Raw genomic sequence first — 18,003 nt, 5'->3', positions numbered from 1 at the left:
GGCACTCACCCGAGGTCGAAGACGCGCCGCACCACGCGCTCCGAAGCCCGGCCGTCGTCCCAGGGGCAGAACCGCTCCCGGAAGGCCGCCCGGGCGGCCGGGGCGGGGTCACCGGCGAGCAGGGCCTCGGTCAGGGCGCCGGGTTCGGTGGCGACCGCGCCCGGGGGGAAGGCGAGGAGGTCGAAGTAGACGCCGCGGATCCGGCGGTACTGCTCCCAGTCGGGGGCGTGGATGACGATCGGCCGGTCCAGGACCGCGTAGTCGAACATCATCGAGGAGTAGTCCGTGACCAGCACGTCCGCCGCCAGGTAGAGGTCCTCGACCACGGGGTGGGCGGAGACGTCGACCAGCTCGGCCGCGTGCGGGCCCGTGGTCAGGTCGCCGGGGCCGCCGTGGTGGAAGTAGTGGGTACGGACCAGCAGGGTGTACCCGGGCCCGAGCTTCTCGGCCAGCTCCCGCAGGTCGAGCAGCGGGACGTAGCTGCCCTGCTCCTCCCGGTGGGTCGGTGCGTAGAGCACCGTGCGCTGCCCGGCTGCCAGGCCGAGCCTGGACCGGACGTCGGCCACCTCGGCGGGGGTGGCCAGGGCGAGCCGGTCGTTGCGCGGGTAGCCGGTCTCCAGCAGCTCGTAGTGGCCGGGGAAGGCACGGGTGAAGTGCTCGCTGGTGTGCGGGTTGGGGGAGACCAGGTAGTCCCAGCGGTCGACCGCCTCGCGCAGCCGGTCGAAGTCCATGCCGTCGGCGGCGGCCGGATGGTCCCTCAGGTCCATGCCCATGGCCTTCACGGGGGTGCCGTGCTGGGTCTGCACGTGCACGGTGCCGGGCCGCTTGGCCATGGTGCGCGGGAAGTTGACGTTGTTGACGAAGTACTTGGCGGTGGCCATCGCCCGCAGGTAGGCGGGCGTGTTCAGCAGCACGTACGGCACCCCGGCCGGCAGTGTGGCGGCCTGGGCCCGGGTCTCCACCACCCACACCCCGCGCACCTGGGGCGCCAGCTCGCGCGCCTTCCGGTAGATCGCCGCCGGGTTGCAGGAGTAGCCCCGGTGCCAGTACGCCGCGTAGACCGCGAGGTGCTCGTCCAGCGGCAGCCGGCGGAAGGTGTTGTACGCGGTGGACCTGGCCCCGCTGCGGACGCCCTTGCGGAGCGCCGGCGCGAGCGCCCCGGCGCCTCGCTTGAGGCTGCGCGGCAGCTGCCCGCCCCGGCGCAGTTCGCCGTACGCGAGTCGAGCGCCCCGGGCGGCCAGCCGGTACTGGACGCCGCGCAGACCGCCGGGGAAGCGGTAGTCGGCGGGGCGGTGACGGGCGAAGTGGTCGGCGATCCGGGCGAAGAAGTCGGCCCGCAGGGCGGTAGGCACCAGGCCAGGGGTGTCGTACACGGTGAGTGCCTGACGGACCGTCCGGTCGAAGACCAGGCGGCGCAGGGCCGGGCCGGGGTCGGCCGAGGGGCGGTCGAGGACCCGGAAGATCGCGTCGTACTGGGCGAAGGCGTCCGCGTGCTTGGGGGAGGCGGTGGCGGTGATCGCGCCGGGGCGCCCGCGCCGGTAGTTGTAGCAGGAGCGGTCGAGGTAGCGCAGGCGCCCGGTGAGCAGCGCGGGGTAGGTGACCGAGATGTCCTCGTAGTAGCCGCGCCCGAAGGCGACGTCCAGGTCGAGCAGGAACTGCCGGCGGAACACCTTGTTCCACACCGACATCACGGTCTGGAACAGCGCCGGGTGGTCGGCGGCCCGGCAGCCGGCCACCAGCGGGGAGCCGCGCAGCAGGTGCCGCCAGGGGTTGGGCTCGGTGCTGCCGTCGGGGTAGACGTGGGTGAAGTCGGTGAGCAGCACGTCCACCGGGGCCTCGGCGGCCTGCTCCGCGCGGAGCTCGTCCAGCAGGGCGTCGAGGGTGCCCTCGGGCAGCCAGTCGTCGCTGTCGACGAACCAGACGTACGTCCCGGTGGCCTGGGCCAGCCCGACCTCGCGGGCGCCGCCGAGGCCCTGGTTCTCCGTCAGGTGCAGCACCCGCAGGCGGGGGTCGCGGGTGGCCTGCTCGTCGAGGATCGCGCCGCAGCCGTCGGGGGAGAGGTCGTCGACCGCGATCAGCTCGACCGTGCCGTCCGCCGGGCCGGCCAGCGACTCGAGGCAGCGCGGCAGGTAGCGCTCAACGCCGTGGACCGGCAGCACGATGCTGAGGAGGGGGCTCACGCTGGTTCACTCCGCTGGGGATGCCGGGGCGAGGGGCAGCCGCCCGGTTCTGGCGCCACTCTACTGGGCCCGACGGGACGGGCGGCGGCGAGGCGTGCGGCGAGGGGACGGCGGGCCGTGGGCAGAAAAAGCGACCGCCGGTGCCGCGCCGTGCGAGCGCGAGCACCGGCAGTCCGGTGTTGGCGGTCCGACCGACCCTCAGCGGTCGACCGCCGGTCCGTCCACCAGTTCGGAGCCGGGCCGCCGCAGCGTCGAGACGGCCGGACAGTAGCTCACCTGGTGTCGGAAGCAGTTGTCCCTTCATCTGTCGAACGTATTCGACAGGGTCGGGGGCGCCTTTCGGCGTCAGTAGAGATATTGCTTGTAGGTTTCGGCCGCGTCAATCCCTCTGATGTGTTCACTTCCTGAATTTTGCGAGGGAAGTCCCATCGGGTGAGACGGTCGTTTAGCCGGATCCGGCCGATGCGCAGTCGTGACCGGGGTCGCTGGGATCTGGTGGAGCGTCAGTTCACTTGGCACGATACGGTGGCAGAACACCAGGACGGTTGCGCGAAGCCCGCCACTCACGGATAGTCTTCGCCTCACGGCCCTGGCGCCTCGTAGGGGTGGGAAACTGATGGAACACATGCAAGTGCGGTCCCGGCCACGAGTGCCGGCGATCCAGTGCGGCGTCGGCTCGACCGGCCGCCGGCTCGATCGCCATCTCTCGGTGCTCGGTGCGCCGGCCATCCCGGCGGTCGAGCGCCTCGTCTCCGGACGACCCGATGGACCTGCCCCGCCATCGGGTTTTCCGCATGTCCGCCGCCGGTGCGAGGATGGGCGCATGGCGGACACCTCCTTCCACTCCCACACCATCGACCTCACCACCGGCAGCGGAGAGGTGGCCCTGGACATCACCCACCACTGCGCGGACTTCCTGGCGAGCGCGGCCCCCGGCCGGGACGGCCTGCTGAACGTCTTCGTCCCGCACGCCACCGCCGGGGTCGCGGTGATCGAGGTCGGTGCGGGCAGCGACGACGACCTGCTGGCCGTGCTGCGCGACCTGCTCCCGGCCGACGGCCGCTGGCGGCACCGGCACGGCAGCCCCGGCCACGGCCGGGACCACGTACTCCCCGGGCTGGTCGCCCCGCACGCCACGCTGCCGGTGATCGGCGGCCAACTGGCGCTCGGGGTCTGGCAGTCGGTGGTGCTGGTGGACACCAACGGCGACAACCCCCGGCGCACCGTCCGGCTGTCCTTCCTGGGCTGACGGCCGGCGACCGGCCGAGCCGCCGTAGGGTGGCGGTATGACTGACGAGACCCCGCAGTGCGACCTCGCGCCCGCCGTCGACGCCGTGGCGGCGCTGACCCCGGCGGTGGGGGACGGGCCCCGGGCCGACTGTGTGCTGTGCGGCGAGCCGACCGAGCTGCCGGCGGACCAGCCCGGGGTGACGCTCTGCCCGGTCTGCGCCTGGCAGGAGGCGCAGCGGATCGCCTGCTCCGGCTGAGGCCGACCGGCACATGGTGGGCGGATGAAGGAGCGGCGACCGGCCGGTCAGTGCTCCTCGCGGTCGGCCAGCCGCAGGGTGGAGCCGTGGCGGCCCTTGTGGACCAGCAGTTGGGCCGGGATGCGCGAGCGCAGGTCGGCGACATGGCTGACGATGCCGACGGCGCGGTCCCGCTCCCGCAGGCCGTCCAGTACGTCGAGCACCTCTTCGAGCGCCTGCTCGTCCAGACTGCCGAAGCCCTCGTCGATGAAGAGGGTGTCCAGCGGCATCCCGCCCGACTCGTCGGTGACCACGTCCGCCAGGCCGAGGGCGAGGGCGAGCGAGGCGAAGAAGCTCTCGCCGCCGGAGAGGGTGGCGGTGTCGCGGTCCAGCCCCGTCCAGGCGTCGACCACCCGCAGGGCCAGGCCCGAGCGCCGGTTGCCCGCCGCCCGGCCGTCGCTGTGCACCAGGGTGTAGCGGCCGCTGGACATCCGGACCAGCCGGCCGCTGGCCGCCGCCGCGACCTGCTCCAGTCGGGCCGCCAGCACGTAGGACTCCAGCCGCATCCGGAGCGCGTTCTCGGTGGACGTCCCGGCGGCCAGCTCGGCCAGTCGCTTGATCCGCTCGTACTGCTCCAGCGCCGGGCCCAACGCGACGGCCAGCTCGGTGAGTTGCCGGCCCAATCGGCCGAGCGCGGCCGTCCGCTGGCGGGCCGCGCTGTCGGCGGCGGAGGCCTCCCGGAGCCGGGCGGTGGCCTGCTGGTACGTCAGCTGGACGGCCGCCTGGTCGACGGGGGGCAGGGCGCCGGCCGAGACCAGCTCCGGCTCGGCCAGGCGGCGTTCGACCTCCTCGCGCTCGGCCCGGTCGCGCTCCGCCCGGTCCTGCAGTGCGCGGTACTCGGGTGCGGGCAGCAGGGCGGCCGCGGCCTCGGCGGGGGAGGCGAACCCGGCCCGGGCACTGACCTCGGTCACCTCCCGCTCGGCCGCGCGGAGCCTGCTCTCGGCCTCGGCGCGGGTGCGGACGGCGGCCAGGGCGGCGGCGACCGCGTCGGCCAGCTCGGTGAGGGCGGCCGACCGGGCGGCGACCGACGGGGCGTCGCCGAGGACGGCGCCGATCCGGGTGGTCAGCGCCTGCTGCTCGGCGGCCAGTGAGCCGAGCCGGGTGGTCAGGGCGGCGGCGCGGAGCCGAGCCTCCTGCCGATCTGCCTGCTTGGTGGTCTGCTCCTGGGTCAACCGGTCGAGCTGCCGGTCGAGTTGGCCCAGCGAGTCGGCGCTGCCGAGGGCTTCGCGGTGCTGCCGGTCGGCCTCCGCGAGGGCGGTGCGCAGCTGCTCGGCCGGCTGGTCGCCCGCCGCGCCGACGGCCTTCGCCTCGGCCACCCGCAGGGTGAGCAGCGACTGTTCGGCAGCGTCCCGGTGGCGCTCGGCCTGCTGCTGGGCGGCGGTGGCCCGCTGCTCGTCCTCGGCCCGGACCGAGCCGTCGGCGGGTCGGGCCGGGGCCGGGTGCTCGGCCGATCCGCAGACCCGGCAGGGGTCACCGCTGACGAGCTGGCCCGCCAGCTCGGCGGCCATCCCGGTCAGGCGGCGTTCGCGCAGGTCGAGGGTGCGCTCGCGGGCGTCGTTGGCGGCGGCCCTGAGGGTCTCCAACTCCCTTTCGGCGGTGGTGATCCCGCTGCGGAGGCGGTCCCGCTCGGCGGCGGCGGCGAGTCGGCCGCGGAGCTCGGTGCGGCGGGCATCGAGCTGCTCGACCCTGGCCTCGGCAGTGCGAGCCTCGGCCTGGCGCTCCTGGAGCCGCTTGAACCGGCCGTCGAAGTCGGTCAGCCAGTCCGCCGCATCCTCCGCCGACTCCTCGGCCCGGAGCAGCTCGTGGCCCAGCTGCTCGCGCTCCCGAAGTGCTTCGGTGAGCCGCTGCTCGTCGGCCCGGGCGGCGTCCAGGCGGCCGAGCTCGGCGCGCAGTTCCCGTTCGTGTTCCGCGAGTTGCGAGGCGTCGGCATCGGCGGTGGGCCCGGCGAGTGCGGCCCGGCTGTGCTGCTCGGCCCGGACGGCGGTGGTGTGGGCGGCGGCCGCAGTGGCGTGGTGGCGGAGCACCGGCTCGACGGTGGCGGCCTGCTGGGCGGTGCCGAGCCGCTCCCGGTCCTGCCGGTACCGGTCGGCGCTGTGGGCCAACTCGGCTGCGGCCAGCACGGCCTGACGGTGGCGCTGCTGACGGCCGGCCAGCTCGGTGGCCCGCTGGAGCGCCTGCTGGGCCGCGCCGTGGCCCCGCTCGGCGGCGTCCAGGGCGAGCGCCGCGACGGTGGCCCGCTCGGCCGCGTCGGTGCGCAGGATCGCCGCCCAGCCGAGGAACTCCACGGCCCCCGCGTGCTCCGGCACCTGCTCGGCCAGCGGGATTGCGGTCGCCCCGGCGGCCTCCTCGGCCCGGGTGGCGAGCGAGTGCAGCCGCTGCCTGCCCTCCTTGACGGTGGCCTCGTGCTTCGTCCGCTGGTCGGTGAGCCAGCGCTCCACCTGGTCGAACCGGCCGGTGTCGAAGAGCTGCCGGAGCAGCTTGGCCCGCTCGTTGGTGTCGGCCCGCAGGAACCGCGCGAAGTCACCCTGCGGCAGCAGCACCACCTGGCAGAACTGCTCCCGGCTCATCCCGATCAGCCGGTGGATCTGCTCACCCGCCTCCTGGTGCGAACGGCTGAGCGCCCGCCAGCCAGGCTCGCCCTCCCCGGTGTCGGAGGTCCACTCGCTGAGCAGGGTCTCCGGCTTCATGGGGGTCAGCCCGGTGCCGCGCAGCTTCGGCCGGAGCTGCTCGGGGCTGCGCACGATCCGCAGCCGCTGGCCGCCGAGGGTGAGTTCGAGCTCGACCTGGGTCGGCACGGTGGCCAGGGCGTGGTCGCTGCGCAGCGGGTTGCCCTTGCGGGCGCCCGGCACCTCGCCGTAGAGCGCGAAGCAGACCGCGTCCAGCACGCTGCTCTTGCCCGCGCCGGTGGCGCCCCTGAGCAGGAAGAGCCCGGCCGAGGCCAGCTCGTCGAAGTCGACCCGCTCGGTGCCCGCGAACGGGCCGAACGCGGTGACGGTCAGCTGATGCAGCCTCATCGGGGCAGCTCCGCCTTTCGGTCGCCCTGCTCGCGGACGGTCTCGAACGCCGTCCGCAGCCAGGCCCGCTCGGTCTCGTCCGCCTCGGTGCCGGGGCGGACGTGCCGGACGAAGCCCTCGGCGATCTCCAGGTCCGACCGGCCGCTGACCCGGGCGGCGTACGACTCCTGCCGGTCGCCGGGGACCGGGTCGGGCTCGAAGAGCAGCTGGAGGGTGTGCGGGAAGCGCTTGCGGAGCTGTTCCATCGGGTTGGCGGGCCGGGCCGGGTCGGTCAGGGTGGCCTGTACCCAGGCGTCCTCGTGCTGCTGGTACTTCTCGGCGGTCAGCAGCTCGTCGAGCCGGCCGCGCAGCCGGGCCAGCGGGCGGGGGACCGGGCAGTCGATCCGCTCCGCCGCGACCGAGCCGTCGGCGGCGAGGTCGACCAGCCACATGGTCTTGCGGTGGTCCACCTCGGAGAACGAGTAGGCGATCGGGGAGCCGCTGTAGCGCAGGTGCGGGGCGATCGTCTGGCTGCCGTGCAGGTGGCCGAGGGCGGCGTAGTGCACCCCGTCGAAGACGGCGGACGGCACGCTCGCCACCCCGCCGACGGTGATGTCCCGCTCGCTGTCGCTGATCTCGCCGCCGGTCACGAAGGCGTGCGCCAGCACCACCGCCCTGGTGCCGTCCTGACGGGTCGCCAGATCGGCCCTGACCTGGTCCATCGCCGCGCCGAGCACCTGCTCGTGGCCGCCCTTGGCCAGACCGAACCGCTCCCGGGTCAGGGCCGGCTCCAGGTAGGGCAGGCCGTAGACGGCGACCGGCCCGTGCTCGTCCGTCAGCAGGACCGGGGTGGCGACGGCGCCGGGATCCGTCCGCAGGTGGATGCCGGCCCGGCCGATCAGACCGGCCGCGACGCCCAGCCGGCGGGCCGAGTCGTGGTTGCCGCTGATGAAGACGGTGGGCACGCCGAGCTCGGCGAGCCGGTGCAGCACGTCGTCGAAGAGCTCGACCGCGTCCAGCCCGGGGAGCGCGCGGTCGTAGACGTCACCGGCGACGAGCACCGCCTCGACACCGTGCTCACGGACCACGCCGACCAGGTGGTCGAGGAACGCGCGCTGCGCCCCGATCAGGTTCTCCCGGTGGAACGACCGGCCCAGGTGCCAGTCCGAGGTGTGCAGCAGCCGCACGTACCCAACCCCCACACGCTCGTACTCACCAGAACCGTTCCCGAGTATCACAGCTCGCGCCGACAAACCCCGAAGGTGGTAGCTGAGCGTGCTTGTCAGTGACGCTGTGTACGTTTCCCGGCATCGGGGGCCAGGCGTTGCCCGGCCGCCGGATTCCACCTCGGGAGGGTGCATGACCAGCAGGAACAAGAACGGCAGCAGGCGGCGGTGCGGGGAGCGGGGCCGGGTGCGGCAGACGGTGGCGCTGGCGGTGGCCGCCGACGAGGCGGCGTACGTCCGGCTGCGCGGCTGCGGCCTGTTCGGCGCGGCGGACTACGGGGCGTACCTGCGCTGCACCGAGCAGCGGCTGCGGGCGCTGCACGGGCACGGGATGGCGGTGCACCTGCGGGTGCTGGAGCCGGTCGACTTCGAGGACTTCTGCGCCGAGCACCTGCTCGACCCGGCCGACCCGGTGGCCGAGGTGGCGTACGCGGCCGACCCGGAGCTGGCCGGTGAGCCGTTCGCCTACACCGGGCAGCGGCTGGCCGAGCTGCTGCCCGCACTGACGGAGGATCACCTGGCCCGGGTGCGGATCTCGATCGGCTGCGCCGCGCTGCTGGCGGCGGTCGGCTGCGAGCGGCGGCCGCAGGAGCGGGTCACGGCGGTGCTGCAGTACGTCTCCGAGGTCTGCCTCGCGCTGGCGGCGGGCGCGGGGGACGGGCGGCACCGGCTGACGCTCCGTTCGCTCGGCCTGCTGGACGGGGAGGAGTTGACGGCGGCGGCCGAGCTGCTGGTGGCGGCGGGGCGGCCGGCCGAGCTGGGCCGGGAGGCGGAGGCGTTCTGCGTCACCCTGGCGGCGGCGGTGGCCGGGTACGGATCGGGCGAGCTGCTGCTGTATCGGGACTGCGGCGAGGTGTCCGGCTGGGTGCTGGTGGACGGCTGGCTGCGGCCGATGTCCGCGCTGGAGACCCAGGCGGTGCTGGGCGCGGAGGGGGCCGGCCGGTTCGGTCCGGTCGGCCGGGCAGGTTTCCCGCTGCCGCCCCCGGAGGTGACCGGGGACTGAACGGAGAGCGGCCGGCCATGCCCCGGGCGGCGGCCAGGACTGTTCATCGACCGGATGTTCGGGGAAGATCAACAGTTGGGGCGTGCTGTCATGGGACGGCGCGCCCGCGCGCACCACCAGGAGTACGTCCACGCACCGCACGCCTACCGGCGCCCGAGACCGAAGGGGGACGCATGAGCCGGATCGAGTACAGCGCGGAGATCGCCGAGCTGCTCGGCCGGGTCCGGCGCCGTCCGACGGCGGGGTGGCCGTGGCGCCCCGGCGAGCAGGTGCCGGGGGGGCTGCCGGTCAAGCAGTCCTGGGGCTGGCTGTTCGTGCCGGACGGCCGGGTGCTCACCCTGGTCAACCCCCGGGACGGCGTGGTCAGCCTGCCCGGCGGCTCGCTGGAGCCGGAGGACGCGGGCGACCCCGGGGCGGCGCTGGCCCGGGAGGCGGGGGAGGAGGCGCAGGCGGTGATCGGCCCGGCGCACTACCTCGGCTACCTCTACGACCGGGTCGGCTCGGCCAACGGCGGCCACGAGTGCGCCCGGGTCCGGATGGCCGCCGCGCKGCGGGCGGCCGGCCCGACCGCCCCCGACCCCGCCTCCGGGCGGCACTACCGCCGGCTGCTGGTGGCACCCGGCCTCGCGGTCGAGCTGCTCGGCTGGGGCGAGCCCGGCCTGCGGCAGGCCCGCGCGGCGGTGGATCTGGCGGTCCGCCGGCTCGGTGTGCCGTCCGCCGCCGAGGAGACCATCGAGGAGCTACCGGCCGCCGGGCTGGCCTTCGGCTGACGTACGGGAACTGACACCCCGTCCAACTGACGGTGCCACATGAGCGAACCCTCGCAACAGTTTTGGCATGGCCACTGTTGCTCGAAGCTACTCCCTGGTAAATAAAATGTGACCCGCGTCACTCCAGTGGAGGTACTCGTGCGCCCTGCTCGTGCCGTGTCCGTCGCCACCACGGCGATCCTGCTCACCCTGACCACCCTTTTCGTGGCCCCCGCGGCCAGCGCCTCGTCGGCCCGCTACGTCGCGCTGGGCGACTCCTACTCCTCCGGAGTGGGCGCGGGCAGCTACACCAGCGAGAGTGGCAACTGCAAGCGCAGCACCAACGCCTATCCGTACCAGTGGAAGAACGCCAACTCGCCCGCCGCCTTCGCGTTCACCGCCTGCTCGGGTGCGCGGACCGGCGACGTGGTGAACAACCAGCTCGGCCCGCTGGACGCCTCGACCACCCTGGTCAGCCTCACCGTCGGCGGCAATGACTCGGGCTTCGCCAGCACCATGCAGACCTGCGTACTGAACAGCGAGAGCGCCTGCCTGACGGCGGTCAACAACGCCAAGGCGTACGCGACCAGCACCCTGCCCGGCCTGCTCGACTCGCTCTACGCGAAGATCCACGCGAAGGCCCCCAACGCCCATGTGGTGGTGCTGGGTTACCCGCACCTCTACCAGGTCGGCGGGAGCTGCATCTTCGGCATCGGCGACACCAAGCGGGCCGCTATCAACAGCGCGGCCGACGTGCTGGACGACGTGATCGCCAAGCGGGTGGCGAACGCCGGCTTCACCTATGAGGACGTCAGAAGCCGGTTCGCCGCCGGCCACGAGATCTGCGGCAGCAGCACGCTGTGGCTGAACAGCACGGTGCTGCCGGTGGACGAGAGCTACCACCCCAAGGCGGCCGGCCAGATCGGCGGCTACCTGCCGGCCTTCACCGCCGGAGTCTGATCCACCGAAGGCTGTGCCCTCTGCCCATCGCGGGCGGCAGAGGGCACAGCCCTTCTTTGCGGTTACAGCCCGGGGATCTGCCGGGCGGCGAAGGCCTGACGGACCGTGGCGGCCGCCTTGTCGCCGTACATGGCGCGGGCGGTGGCGACGGTGGTCAGGGCCGCCGCGGTGAAGCTGGTGTCGGGCGCGAACGAGAACTGGGCGTTCACGATGATCCGGTCGGCGGTGCGGGCACCGAGGGCCTTGCGGATGTCGTACAGCGCCTGGGACCAGATCTCGCCGTCGGCGTGCACCTCGCCGACCTTGTCCGCGTAGACCTTGCCGCTGTCGATCCGGCGCAGGCAGTGCGGCGTCGTGGAGGTGTAGCTGACGGAGTCCCAGTCGCCGACGCACGCCTCGGGCGTGTTGCGCGGCCAGCCGTACTTGGCGTCGGCGGCCAGGCCGACCGACACGGCGAGGTAGTCGCCCCAGGCCTCGCCGATCGAGCCGGCCTCCTCCGAGCTGCCGAAGCCGGGGACCTGGGCCTCGTGCACGGCGTGACCGTACTCGTGGACGATCACCTCGGCGTCCTCGGCGTCGTCCACGCCGCCCTTGCCGAAGCGGATCTCGTCCTTCTTGTCGGTGAAGAAGGAGTTGTCGGCGCCCCACTGGTTCAGCCGGACGTTCTGCGGGCGGTCGTTGGCGCCGGGCAGCTCGGTTCCGAAGCCGAGGCTCTGCAGGTACTCCTGCGCCTCGTTGACCCAGAAGTAGGCCATCACCTGCTCGAACTGGTCGGCGTTGCGGGTGTAGCGGAAGTCGCCGGTGCCCGAGCGGGCGGGCGTGCCGGTCTCCGAGCGGACGACGGCCCAGCGGCCGGAGAGGCTGCCGGAGGCGTCCAGGTTGCGCAGGGCGACGGTCGCGTAGGCGGAGGCCGGGACGGCGGAGTCCGCGTCCTTGCCGTCGGTCAGCTTCTGGTCACCCGAGGACTGCACCGGGTTGACCATGAATATCCGCCCGGTGGCGGTGGTGGCAGCCGGGGTGCCTGCGGCGAGGGCGGGCGGGGCGGCGACGCCGGCCACCGAGGCGAGGACCGCGGTGGCGGCGAGGGCCAGGGTGAGGCGTCGGGGCGCAGGGGTGGAACGTGACAAGGCTCCTCCAGGGCAGGCAGAGCAGACGCCCGGTCGGGACGCGCGATGCTCGATGGGGGATCTTCCCGCACGGCGGCGACCGTGACCAGAGGAGCGGCTGGTCGGGGGAGGTGTTGTTGGTGCTGCTGAGGACGCAGAGGTTGTGCCCCCTGCCCGTCGCGGGCGGCCGAGGGCACAACCCTTCGTGCTAGTTGGTGTAGCTGCGCAGCCCGGCCACGGTCAGCCCGGCGGCGGTGGCGTCGGTCAGGGCCCGCTGGAGGTCGCCGGCCAGCGAGTCGGCGAAGTGGAAGATCACCACGTCACCGGCCTGCAGACCGCCGTGGTAGCTGTTGGACGCGCCCCAGCTGTAGTCCGCGGTCGCGGTCAGCACGGTGCGCAGCCCGCAGTTGGCGGCCGCCTGCAGGGTGTCGGCGTTGAACGCGAAGTACGGCGGACGGAAGATGGTCGGCACCGTGCCGTACCGCTTGGCCGCCGCGTCCCGGGCGTCGCAGATCTCGGCCTGCTGCTCGGCGGCGGAGAGGGTGGTGAGGTCACGGTGCGAGACGCTGTGCGCCTCGACCGAGGAGCCGGGGACGGCGGTGATCCGCTTGAAGTAGTCCGGCTCGAAGCCGGACGGCATCGGCAGCGGGAAGGCCGTCACCGGCAGCTTGTTGGTCTCGATGAACTGCGCCGCGTCGGCGGCGCGGGCCCAGCCGTCGTCGATGGTGAAGAAGACCACCTTGTCCTGGGTCGGCATGTTCCAGGTGGCCCAGGCCGGGGCGGGGGCCGGGCCGGTCAGCTCGACGTCGTCGGCCGAGAAGGCGCCCTGCTGGTACCAGCCGTGCAGGTAGAGCCGGACGGAGGTGTTGGTCGGTCCGGTGGTGAAGCTGGTGGTGAGCTTCTGCCAGTTCCCGCCGGTGGACTGCACCCAGGACGGGGCCACGTCGTTGCCGGTGCCGGTGGCGCCGAGGAAGACGTAACTGCCGCGCACCCAGGCCGAGTAGGTGTAGGTGGTGTTGGGCCGGACCGCGAGGGTCTGGGCGCACTCGCCGTTGCTGTGGTCGCCGGCCGGAGTCACCGTGAGGGCCGAACCGCCGCTGTGCGCGGCGGTGTTGAGCACGGCCTCGCCGGTGGTGCACTGCCAGCCGGGAACCGAGCCCCAGTCCGCCAGCGGCAGGGTGGGGATCTCGAAGCCGGGGTTGGTGGCGAGGTTGACGGCCGGAGCGGTCTCGGCGTGCGCGGCGGGGACCGCGGCGCTCAGGGCCGTGAGCGCCGTGCCGGCCGCGCAGGCGGCGAGACGGCGCAGAGTGGTGGACACGAGTGATCTCCTGTGGGGGAAGAACGCTGCACTCCCCTGAGGGCGGGGACGAATCGGCCTGCCGCACACATGCCGGGTCCCGGTCGCTGGCTGTCGCTTTCCGGGCCGGGCCATACATTGGACTGGACCAGACGACCCGTCAAGGGCCGCTCCGACATTGCCGAACCAGCCTGATCACCGGCGTCAGCTGTGGTAGAGCTCCTCGATGTCGTCCGCGTAGTGCCGGACGATGGCGCCGCGACGGAGCTTGAGGGACGGGGTCAGCAGGCCCTGGTCCGGGCCGAACTCGCGGGGCAGCAGGCGAAAGGCGCGGATCGACTCGGCGCGCGAGACGGTGGTGTTGGCGGCGGCGACGCCGCGCTGGATCTCGGCGTGCAGGGCCTCGTCCGCCAGTGCGGCCCAGGAGTCCAGCTGCTCGCGGCCGTTGGCCTTCAGCCAGTGCGCCAGCGCCTGCGGGTCGAGGGTGATCAGGGCCGCCACGTAGGGGCGGTTGTCGCCGACCACCAGGCACTGGGAGACCAGTGGATGCGCTCGCACCCGCTCCTCCAGCACGGTCGGGGCAAGGTTCTTGCCGCTGCTGGTGACGATCAGCTCCTTCTTCCGGCCGGTGATGGTGAGGTAGCCGTCCTCGTCCAGCTCGCCGAGGTCGCCGGTGGCCAACCACCCCTCGTAGAACATGTCGTGCGAGTGGTTCAGGTACCCCGCGAAGACCGAGGGACCGCGGACCCAGACCTCGCCGTCCTCGCCGATCGCCACCTCGGCACCGGGCAGCGGCCGGCCGACCGTGCCGGCCTTGGGGCGGCCGGGCGGGTTGGCGGTGACGGCGGCCGAGGTCTCGGTCAGCCCGTACCCCTCGTACACGGCCAGGCCGACGCCGGTGAAGAACAGGCTGAGCTCGCGGCCGAGCATCGAGCCGCCGCACATCACCGTCCGGGTCCGCCCGCCCAGCACCGCGCGCAGCCGGTGGTACACCAGCCGGTCGTACGCCGCGTGCCGCAGCCGCAGCGAGGCGCTCGGGCCGGGACCGCGCCCGAAGGCGCGCTGCTCCCGGGCGGCCGCCCACTCGATCGCCACCTCGGCCGCCTGGCCGAAGAGTTCGCCCTTGCCGGCCTCCTCGGCGGCCTCCCGGGCGCGTTGGTACACCTTCTCCAGTACGTACGGCACCAGGTGCAGGAAGGTCGGCCGGAACGAGGCCAGCGCGGGCAGCAGCGAGTCGGTGGTCAGCTCGCCGTGGTGGCCGAGCCGGATGCCGCCGCGGATCGCCGCGATCTGCACCACCCGGCCGTACACGTGCGCCAGCGGCAGCAGGACCAGGCTGGCGGGCTGCACCCCGCCGGTGTCCTTGACCACCTGCTCCCAGCCGGTGAGCAGCGCGTCCGCCTCGGCGGCCAGGTTGCCGTGGGTGAGCAGGCAGCCCTTGGGGCGTCCGGTGGTGCCCGAGGTGTAGATAACGGTGGCCACCGAGTCGGGGGAGACACCGAGCCGCTGACGGTGCACCAGCGAGTCGGGCAGGCCCCGGCCGTCCTCGGTCAGGGTGGTCACGCAGTCCTGGTCCAGCTGCCAGATCGAGGTCAGCTCGGTGAGCGCGTCGCAGACCGCGCCGACCGTCATGGCGTGGTCCTCGTGCTCCACCACACAGGCCACCGCCTGGGTCTCGGCCAGGATCCAGCGCACCTGCTCGGCCGCCGAGGTGGGGTAGACCGGCACCGGGATGGCGCCGATCGACCAGAGCGCGTAGTCGAACAGGGTCCACTCGTACCGGGTGCCGGACATCACCGCGACCCGGTCGCCGTACCGGATGCCGTTGCTCAGCAGACCCTTGGCGAGCCCGAGCACCTCGTCCCGGAACCGTAGCGCCGTCACGTGCCGCCAGCCGTCCTCCTGCCACCGGTCCAACTGGACCAGGGCCGGGGATCGTTCGGCGGTGTCGTACACCGAGTCGGCGAGCCCGCCGACAGCCGGGGCCGGCGCGGCCAGGCCGCTGTACTGCCGCACCCGTGGCCCCCCGTTCCCGTCTGCCCGAGCGGATGTCAGCGAAGCTACCGGATCGCAGCTGCGCTGCCCAGGGGTGGTGCGCCGGATCGCCGGATCGGCATGTGCCGCTCAAAAGCGCCGGACGGACAGAACACCCTTTCCGGGCAATACCGGGAGGATCGTGACGGCTTCCGTCTGACTGTGCATTCGACCCTTCGAACGAGTGGTCATGGAGTAGTAAGCTCACGCAGATCTCGGGCAGAGGCGTGTCCGAAACGCACCCGTCGCACCCCCTTGTCCGTGCTCCTCCCCGCACCGAGGACCCCATGCGTCTGCGCAGCAGCTCGATCCGCGCGAAGATGATCGCGCTGCTCATGGTGCCCATCGTCGCGCTCACCGGACTGTGGGTGTACGCGACGCTGGTGACCACCGGCGACGTGTGGAACCAACTGGACGTCAGCTCCGCCTACCGGACCTTCGGTGTGCCGATCGACCAGTACGCCCGCGACGTGCAGGCCGAACGCCGGGCCGCCGTCATCCGGCTGGCCGATCCGGACGACAAGGACGCCCAGGAGAAGTACCAGCAGAGCAAGGCGATCACCGACCGCTCGCTGCAACTGCTGCGCTACCAGGCGGACTCCTCCGACGAGGCCAAGCTGGGCGGCGCCCAGCGGCTCAGGCTGCAGGACGTGCTGACGGCGGCCGACGGGGTCGGCGCGATCCGGCTCGAGGTGGACCGGCGGTCGAAGAGCTGGGACCAGGTGATCGACCGTTATGCCGACCTGGTGCAGCCGGTGTTCGCGTTCCGGACCGCCTTCGTCAGCCAGCAGAGCGGCCAGCTGCCCCGGCAGGGCATGGTGCTGACCGAGCTGGTCCGGGCCAGGGAGTACCTCTCCCAGGAGGACGCGGCGCTCCGTGGCCTGCGGCTGGGCCTGGAGGTGGCCAACCGCCCCGGATCCAGGAGCCCCAAGCCGAGCAACACGATGTACCAGACCGCCTTGGACGCGCTGCACAACCAGCAGACCCTGTTCACCGTCTACGTGGCGGAGCTGGACGTGCAGGACCAGGCCGACTACCGGGCGGCCAGGAACAGCGACAGCATGGCGACCCTGGCCTGGGCCGAGGTGCAGTTCGGCAGCTTCCAGAACCCGGCCGAGCGGGAGGCCGCGCTGACCCGGGTGCCGCTGGCCGGCTGGAGCACCGGCGCCGACCTGGCACTGGCCGAGCTCTCCACCCTGAACACCCGGCTGGCCGGCCAGATCGGCGCGGTGGCGAAGTCCTACGCGGTCAACCAGCTGGTGCGCGGCGGCATCGCCGGCCTGGTCGGTCTGATCGCGGTGGTCGCCTCGGTGATGATCTCCTACCGGATCGGCCGCGGCCTGGCCCGCGAACTGATCAGCCTGCGGAACGCGGCACTGGACATCTCCGGCACCCGGCTGCCCGCCGTGATGCTGCGGCTGCGCCGTGGCGAGCCGGTGGACATCGCGGCCGAGTCGCCCGAGCTGGAGTTCGGCCCCGCCGAGATCGGAGAGGTCGGCCGGGCCTTCAACCAGGTGCAGCGGGTGGCGGTCGAGGCGGCGGTCGAGCAGGCCGAGCTGCGCCGGGGTGTCTCGGCGGTCTTCGTCAACCTGGCCCGGCGCAGCCAGGTGCTGCTGCACCGTCAGCTCACCCTGCTGGACACCATGGAGCGGCGTACCGAGGACCCGGCCGAGCTGGAGGACCTGTTCAAGCTCGACCACCTGACGACCCGTATGCGCCGGCACGCCGAGGGCCTGATCATCCTGTCCGGCGGCTCGCCGGGCCGGGCCTGGCGCAAGCCGGTCCGGATGGTCGACGTGGTGCGCGCCGCCGTCGGTGAGGTGGAGGACTACGCCCGGGTGATAGTCCGGCCGTTCCCCGGCACCGGGCTGCTCGGCAGCGCGGTCGCCGACGTCACCCACCTGATCGCCGAGCTGGTGGAGAACGCGGCGGTGTACTCGCCGCCGCAGGCCCAGGTCACCGTGCAGGGCGAGGTGGTCGCGCACGGCTTCTCGCTGGAGATCGACGACCGGGGCCTCGGGCTGAGCGAGTCGGCACTCGCCGACATCAACCAACGCCTTGCGGTGGAGCAGGAGTTCGACCTCGCGGACACCGACCGGCTGGGCCTCTTCGTGGTCAGCCGGCTGGCCCGGCGGCACGGCATCCGGGTCCACCTGCGGCCCTCCCCGTACGGCGGGACGGCGGCGATCGTGCTGATCCCGCGCGAGCTGCTGGCCGAGGCCCCCGACCTGCTGGCCGACGCACCGGCGGGGCCCCGCCCGGCCGCCGTCCCGCCTGCCGGGACCGGCCGTCCTGACCTGGTCGCGGTCCCGGCGCTGGGCACGGGCCGGGACGACGGCAAGGGCCGGGACGGTGGCAAGGGCCGGGACGGTGGCAAGGAGGGCGGGCCCACCGGCCACGGCRGGCATCGGCGCGGCGAGAGTGCGCCGGTGGGCGCCGACGAGCCGGTCCGCGGCATCGGGCGTCCGACAGGCGGACCACGCCCCTCGGCCGCCGAACCCGCCCGTACGCCGGGTGGTCTGCCGCGTCGCCGGTCCGGTACCGGGCCGACCCTGGTACCGGCCGGGAGCACCGGTGCCGGCAGCGGCACCGGACGGCACCGCCGGTCGGACAGCCCGCCGGAGGAGGGGCCGGTCCCGGTCCCGCCCACCGCGCCGGCCGGAGGGCTGCTGCCCCGCCGGGTCCGACAGGCCAACCTGGCACCGCAGTTGAAGAACGCGGCGGCCGCCGACTCCACCGCCGAGCAGAGCAACCGGGACCGTTCGCCGGAGGAGGCCCGGTCGGCCTTCTCCTCCTTCCAGCGCGGCTTCCAGCGCGGGCGTGGCGACCGGTTCCAGCCCGCCTCGCTCACCGTCGTGCCGGACCAGCCCGAGTCCGCCGTACCCCCTGGGCCCGCCCTGCCGGCACCGGTCCGGCCGGCCCCCCGGGG

General features: G+C 73.4%; 12 protein-coding genes. 6 read left to right on the top strand and 6 right to left on the bottom strand.

What is annotated here, in order from left to right:
* Positions 1–5 precede the first annotated feature (5 nt).
* A complete protein-coding gene (locus tag ACXJMZ_RS20205; RefSeq protein WP_457031459.1) occupies positions 6–2,180 on the bottom strand; it encodes a bifunctional glycosyltransferase/CDP-glycerol:glycerophosphate glycerophosphotransferase in 2,175 nt (724 codons plus the stop codon).
* A gap of 823 nt (positions 2,181–3,003) precedes the next feature.
* On the opposite strand from ACXJMZ_RS20205, the gene ACXJMZ_RS20200 reads away from it, so the two are divergent.
* Complete coding sequence (locus ACXJMZ_RS20200) at positions 3,004–3,429, top strand: YjbQ family protein (protein ID WP_457031458.1); 426 nt, start codon at positions 3,004–3,006, stop codon at positions 3,427–3,429.
* Positions 3,430–3,466: 37 nt separating this feature from the next.
* Entirely contained in the window at positions 3,467–3,667 is a 201-nt protein-coding gene (locus ACXJMZ_RS20195) for a hypothetical protein (RefSeq protein WP_057239618.1), read from the top strand.
* A gap of 47 nt (positions 3,668–3,714) precedes the next feature.
* On the opposite strand, the gene ACXJMZ_RS20190 is transcribed toward ACXJMZ_RS20195, so the two are convergent.
* Complete coding sequence (locus tag ACXJMZ_RS20190; RefSeq protein WP_457031457.1) at positions 3,715–6,720, bottom strand: AAA family ATPase; 3,006 nt, start codon at positions 6,718–6,720, stop codon at positions 3,715–3,717.
* Positions 6,717–7,886 (bottom strand): exonuclease SbcCD subunit D, encoded by a 1,170-nt coding sequence (locus ACXJMZ_RS20185; RefSeq protein ID WP_457031456.1) that lies wholly within the window; start codon positions 7,884–7,886, stop codon positions 6,717–6,719. Before ACXJMZ_RS20185 ends, ACXJMZ_RS20190 begins: the two co-directional genes overlap by 4 nt.
* A gap of 172 nt (positions 7,887–8,058) precedes the next feature.
* On the opposite strand from ACXJMZ_RS20185, the gene ACXJMZ_RS20180 reads away from it, so the two are divergent.
* The 3 genes from ACXJMZ_RS20180 (at position 8,059) to ACXJMZ_RS20170 (ending at position 10,637) form a co-directional block, all read left to right on the top strand.
* The gene (locus ACXJMZ_RS20180) at positions 8,059–8,928 is read left to right on the top strand and encodes a hypothetical protein (protein ID WP_457031455.1); all 870 of its coding nucleotides are present in this window, start codon (positions 8,059–8,061) and stop codon (positions 8,926–8,928) included.
* 173 nt (positions 8,929–9,101) lie between these two features.
* Positions 9,102–9,698, top strand: coding sequence for a hypothetical protein (locus ACXJMZ_RS20175; RefSeq protein WP_457031454.1), 597 nt, complete (start codon positions 9,102–9,104; stop codon positions 9,696–9,698).
* A 138-nt stretch (positions 9,699–9,836) separates the two neighbouring features.
* Positions 9,837–10,637: an SGNH/GDSL hydrolase family protein gene (locus ACXJMZ_RS20170; protein ID WP_457031453.1), complete on the top strand. Its 801-nt coding sequence runs from the start codon at positions 9,837–9,839 to the stop codon at positions 10,635–10,637.
* Positions 10,638–10,699: 62 nt separating this feature from the next.
* On the opposite strand, the gene ACXJMZ_RS20165 is transcribed toward ACXJMZ_RS20170, so the two are convergent.
* From ACXJMZ_RS20165 to ACXJMZ_RS20155, 3 genes are all read right to left on the bottom strand, one after another.
* Positions 10,700–11,764 carry a M36 family metallopeptidase gene (locus ACXJMZ_RS20165; RefSeq protein WP_457031452.1) on the bottom strand — a complete coding sequence of 355 codons (1,065 nt, stop codon included), beginning with the start codon at positions 11,762–11,764 and terminating at the stop codon, positions 10,700–10,702.
* A gap of 187 nt (positions 11,765–11,951) precedes the next feature.
* Positions 11,952–13,061 carry a polysaccharide deacetylase family protein gene (locus tag ACXJMZ_RS20160; RefSeq protein ID WP_457031451.1) on the bottom strand — a complete coding sequence of 370 codons (1,110 nt, stop codon included), beginning with the start codon at positions 13,059–13,061 and terminating at the stop codon, positions 11,952–11,954.
* 183 nt (positions 13,062–13,244) lie between these two features.
* Positions 13,245–15,056: an AMP-dependent synthetase/ligase gene (locus ACXJMZ_RS20155; protein WP_457031450.1), complete on the bottom strand. Its 1,812-nt coding sequence runs from the start codon at positions 15,054–15,056 to the stop codon at positions 13,245–13,247.
* Positions 15,057–15,361: 305 nt separating this feature from the next.
* On the opposite strand from ACXJMZ_RS20155, the gene ACXJMZ_RS20150 reads away from it, so the two are divergent.
* On the top strand, positions 15,362–18,003 hold a 2,642-nt coding region (locus tag ACXJMZ_RS20150; protein ID WP_457031449.1), incomplete at its 3' end, for a sensor histidine kinase.

It is taken from the genome of Kitasatospora sp. P5_F3, assembly GCF_054049135.1.
This window is presented reverse-complemented; position numbering and strand designations above follow the sequence as displayed.

Bases quoted from the DNA above. Each gene is read 5' to 3' on its own strand.
- ACXJMZ_RS20200 (WP_457031458.1), top strand. From the start codon at position 3,004: ATGGCGGACACCTCCTTCCACTCCCACACCATCGACCTCACCACCGGC.
- ACXJMZ_RS20180 (WP_457031455.1), top strand. From the start codon at position 8,059: ATGACCAGCAGGAACAAGAACGGCAGCAGGCGGCGGTGCGGGGAGCGG.
- ACXJMZ_RS20195 (WP_057239618.1), top strand. From the start codon at position 3,467: ATGACTGACGAGACCCCGCAGTGCGACCTCGCGCCCGCCGTCGACGCC.
- ACXJMZ_RS20190 (WP_457031457.1), bottom strand. From the start codon at position 6,720: ATGAGGCTGCATCAGCTGACCGTCACCGCGTTCGGCCCGTTCGCGGGC.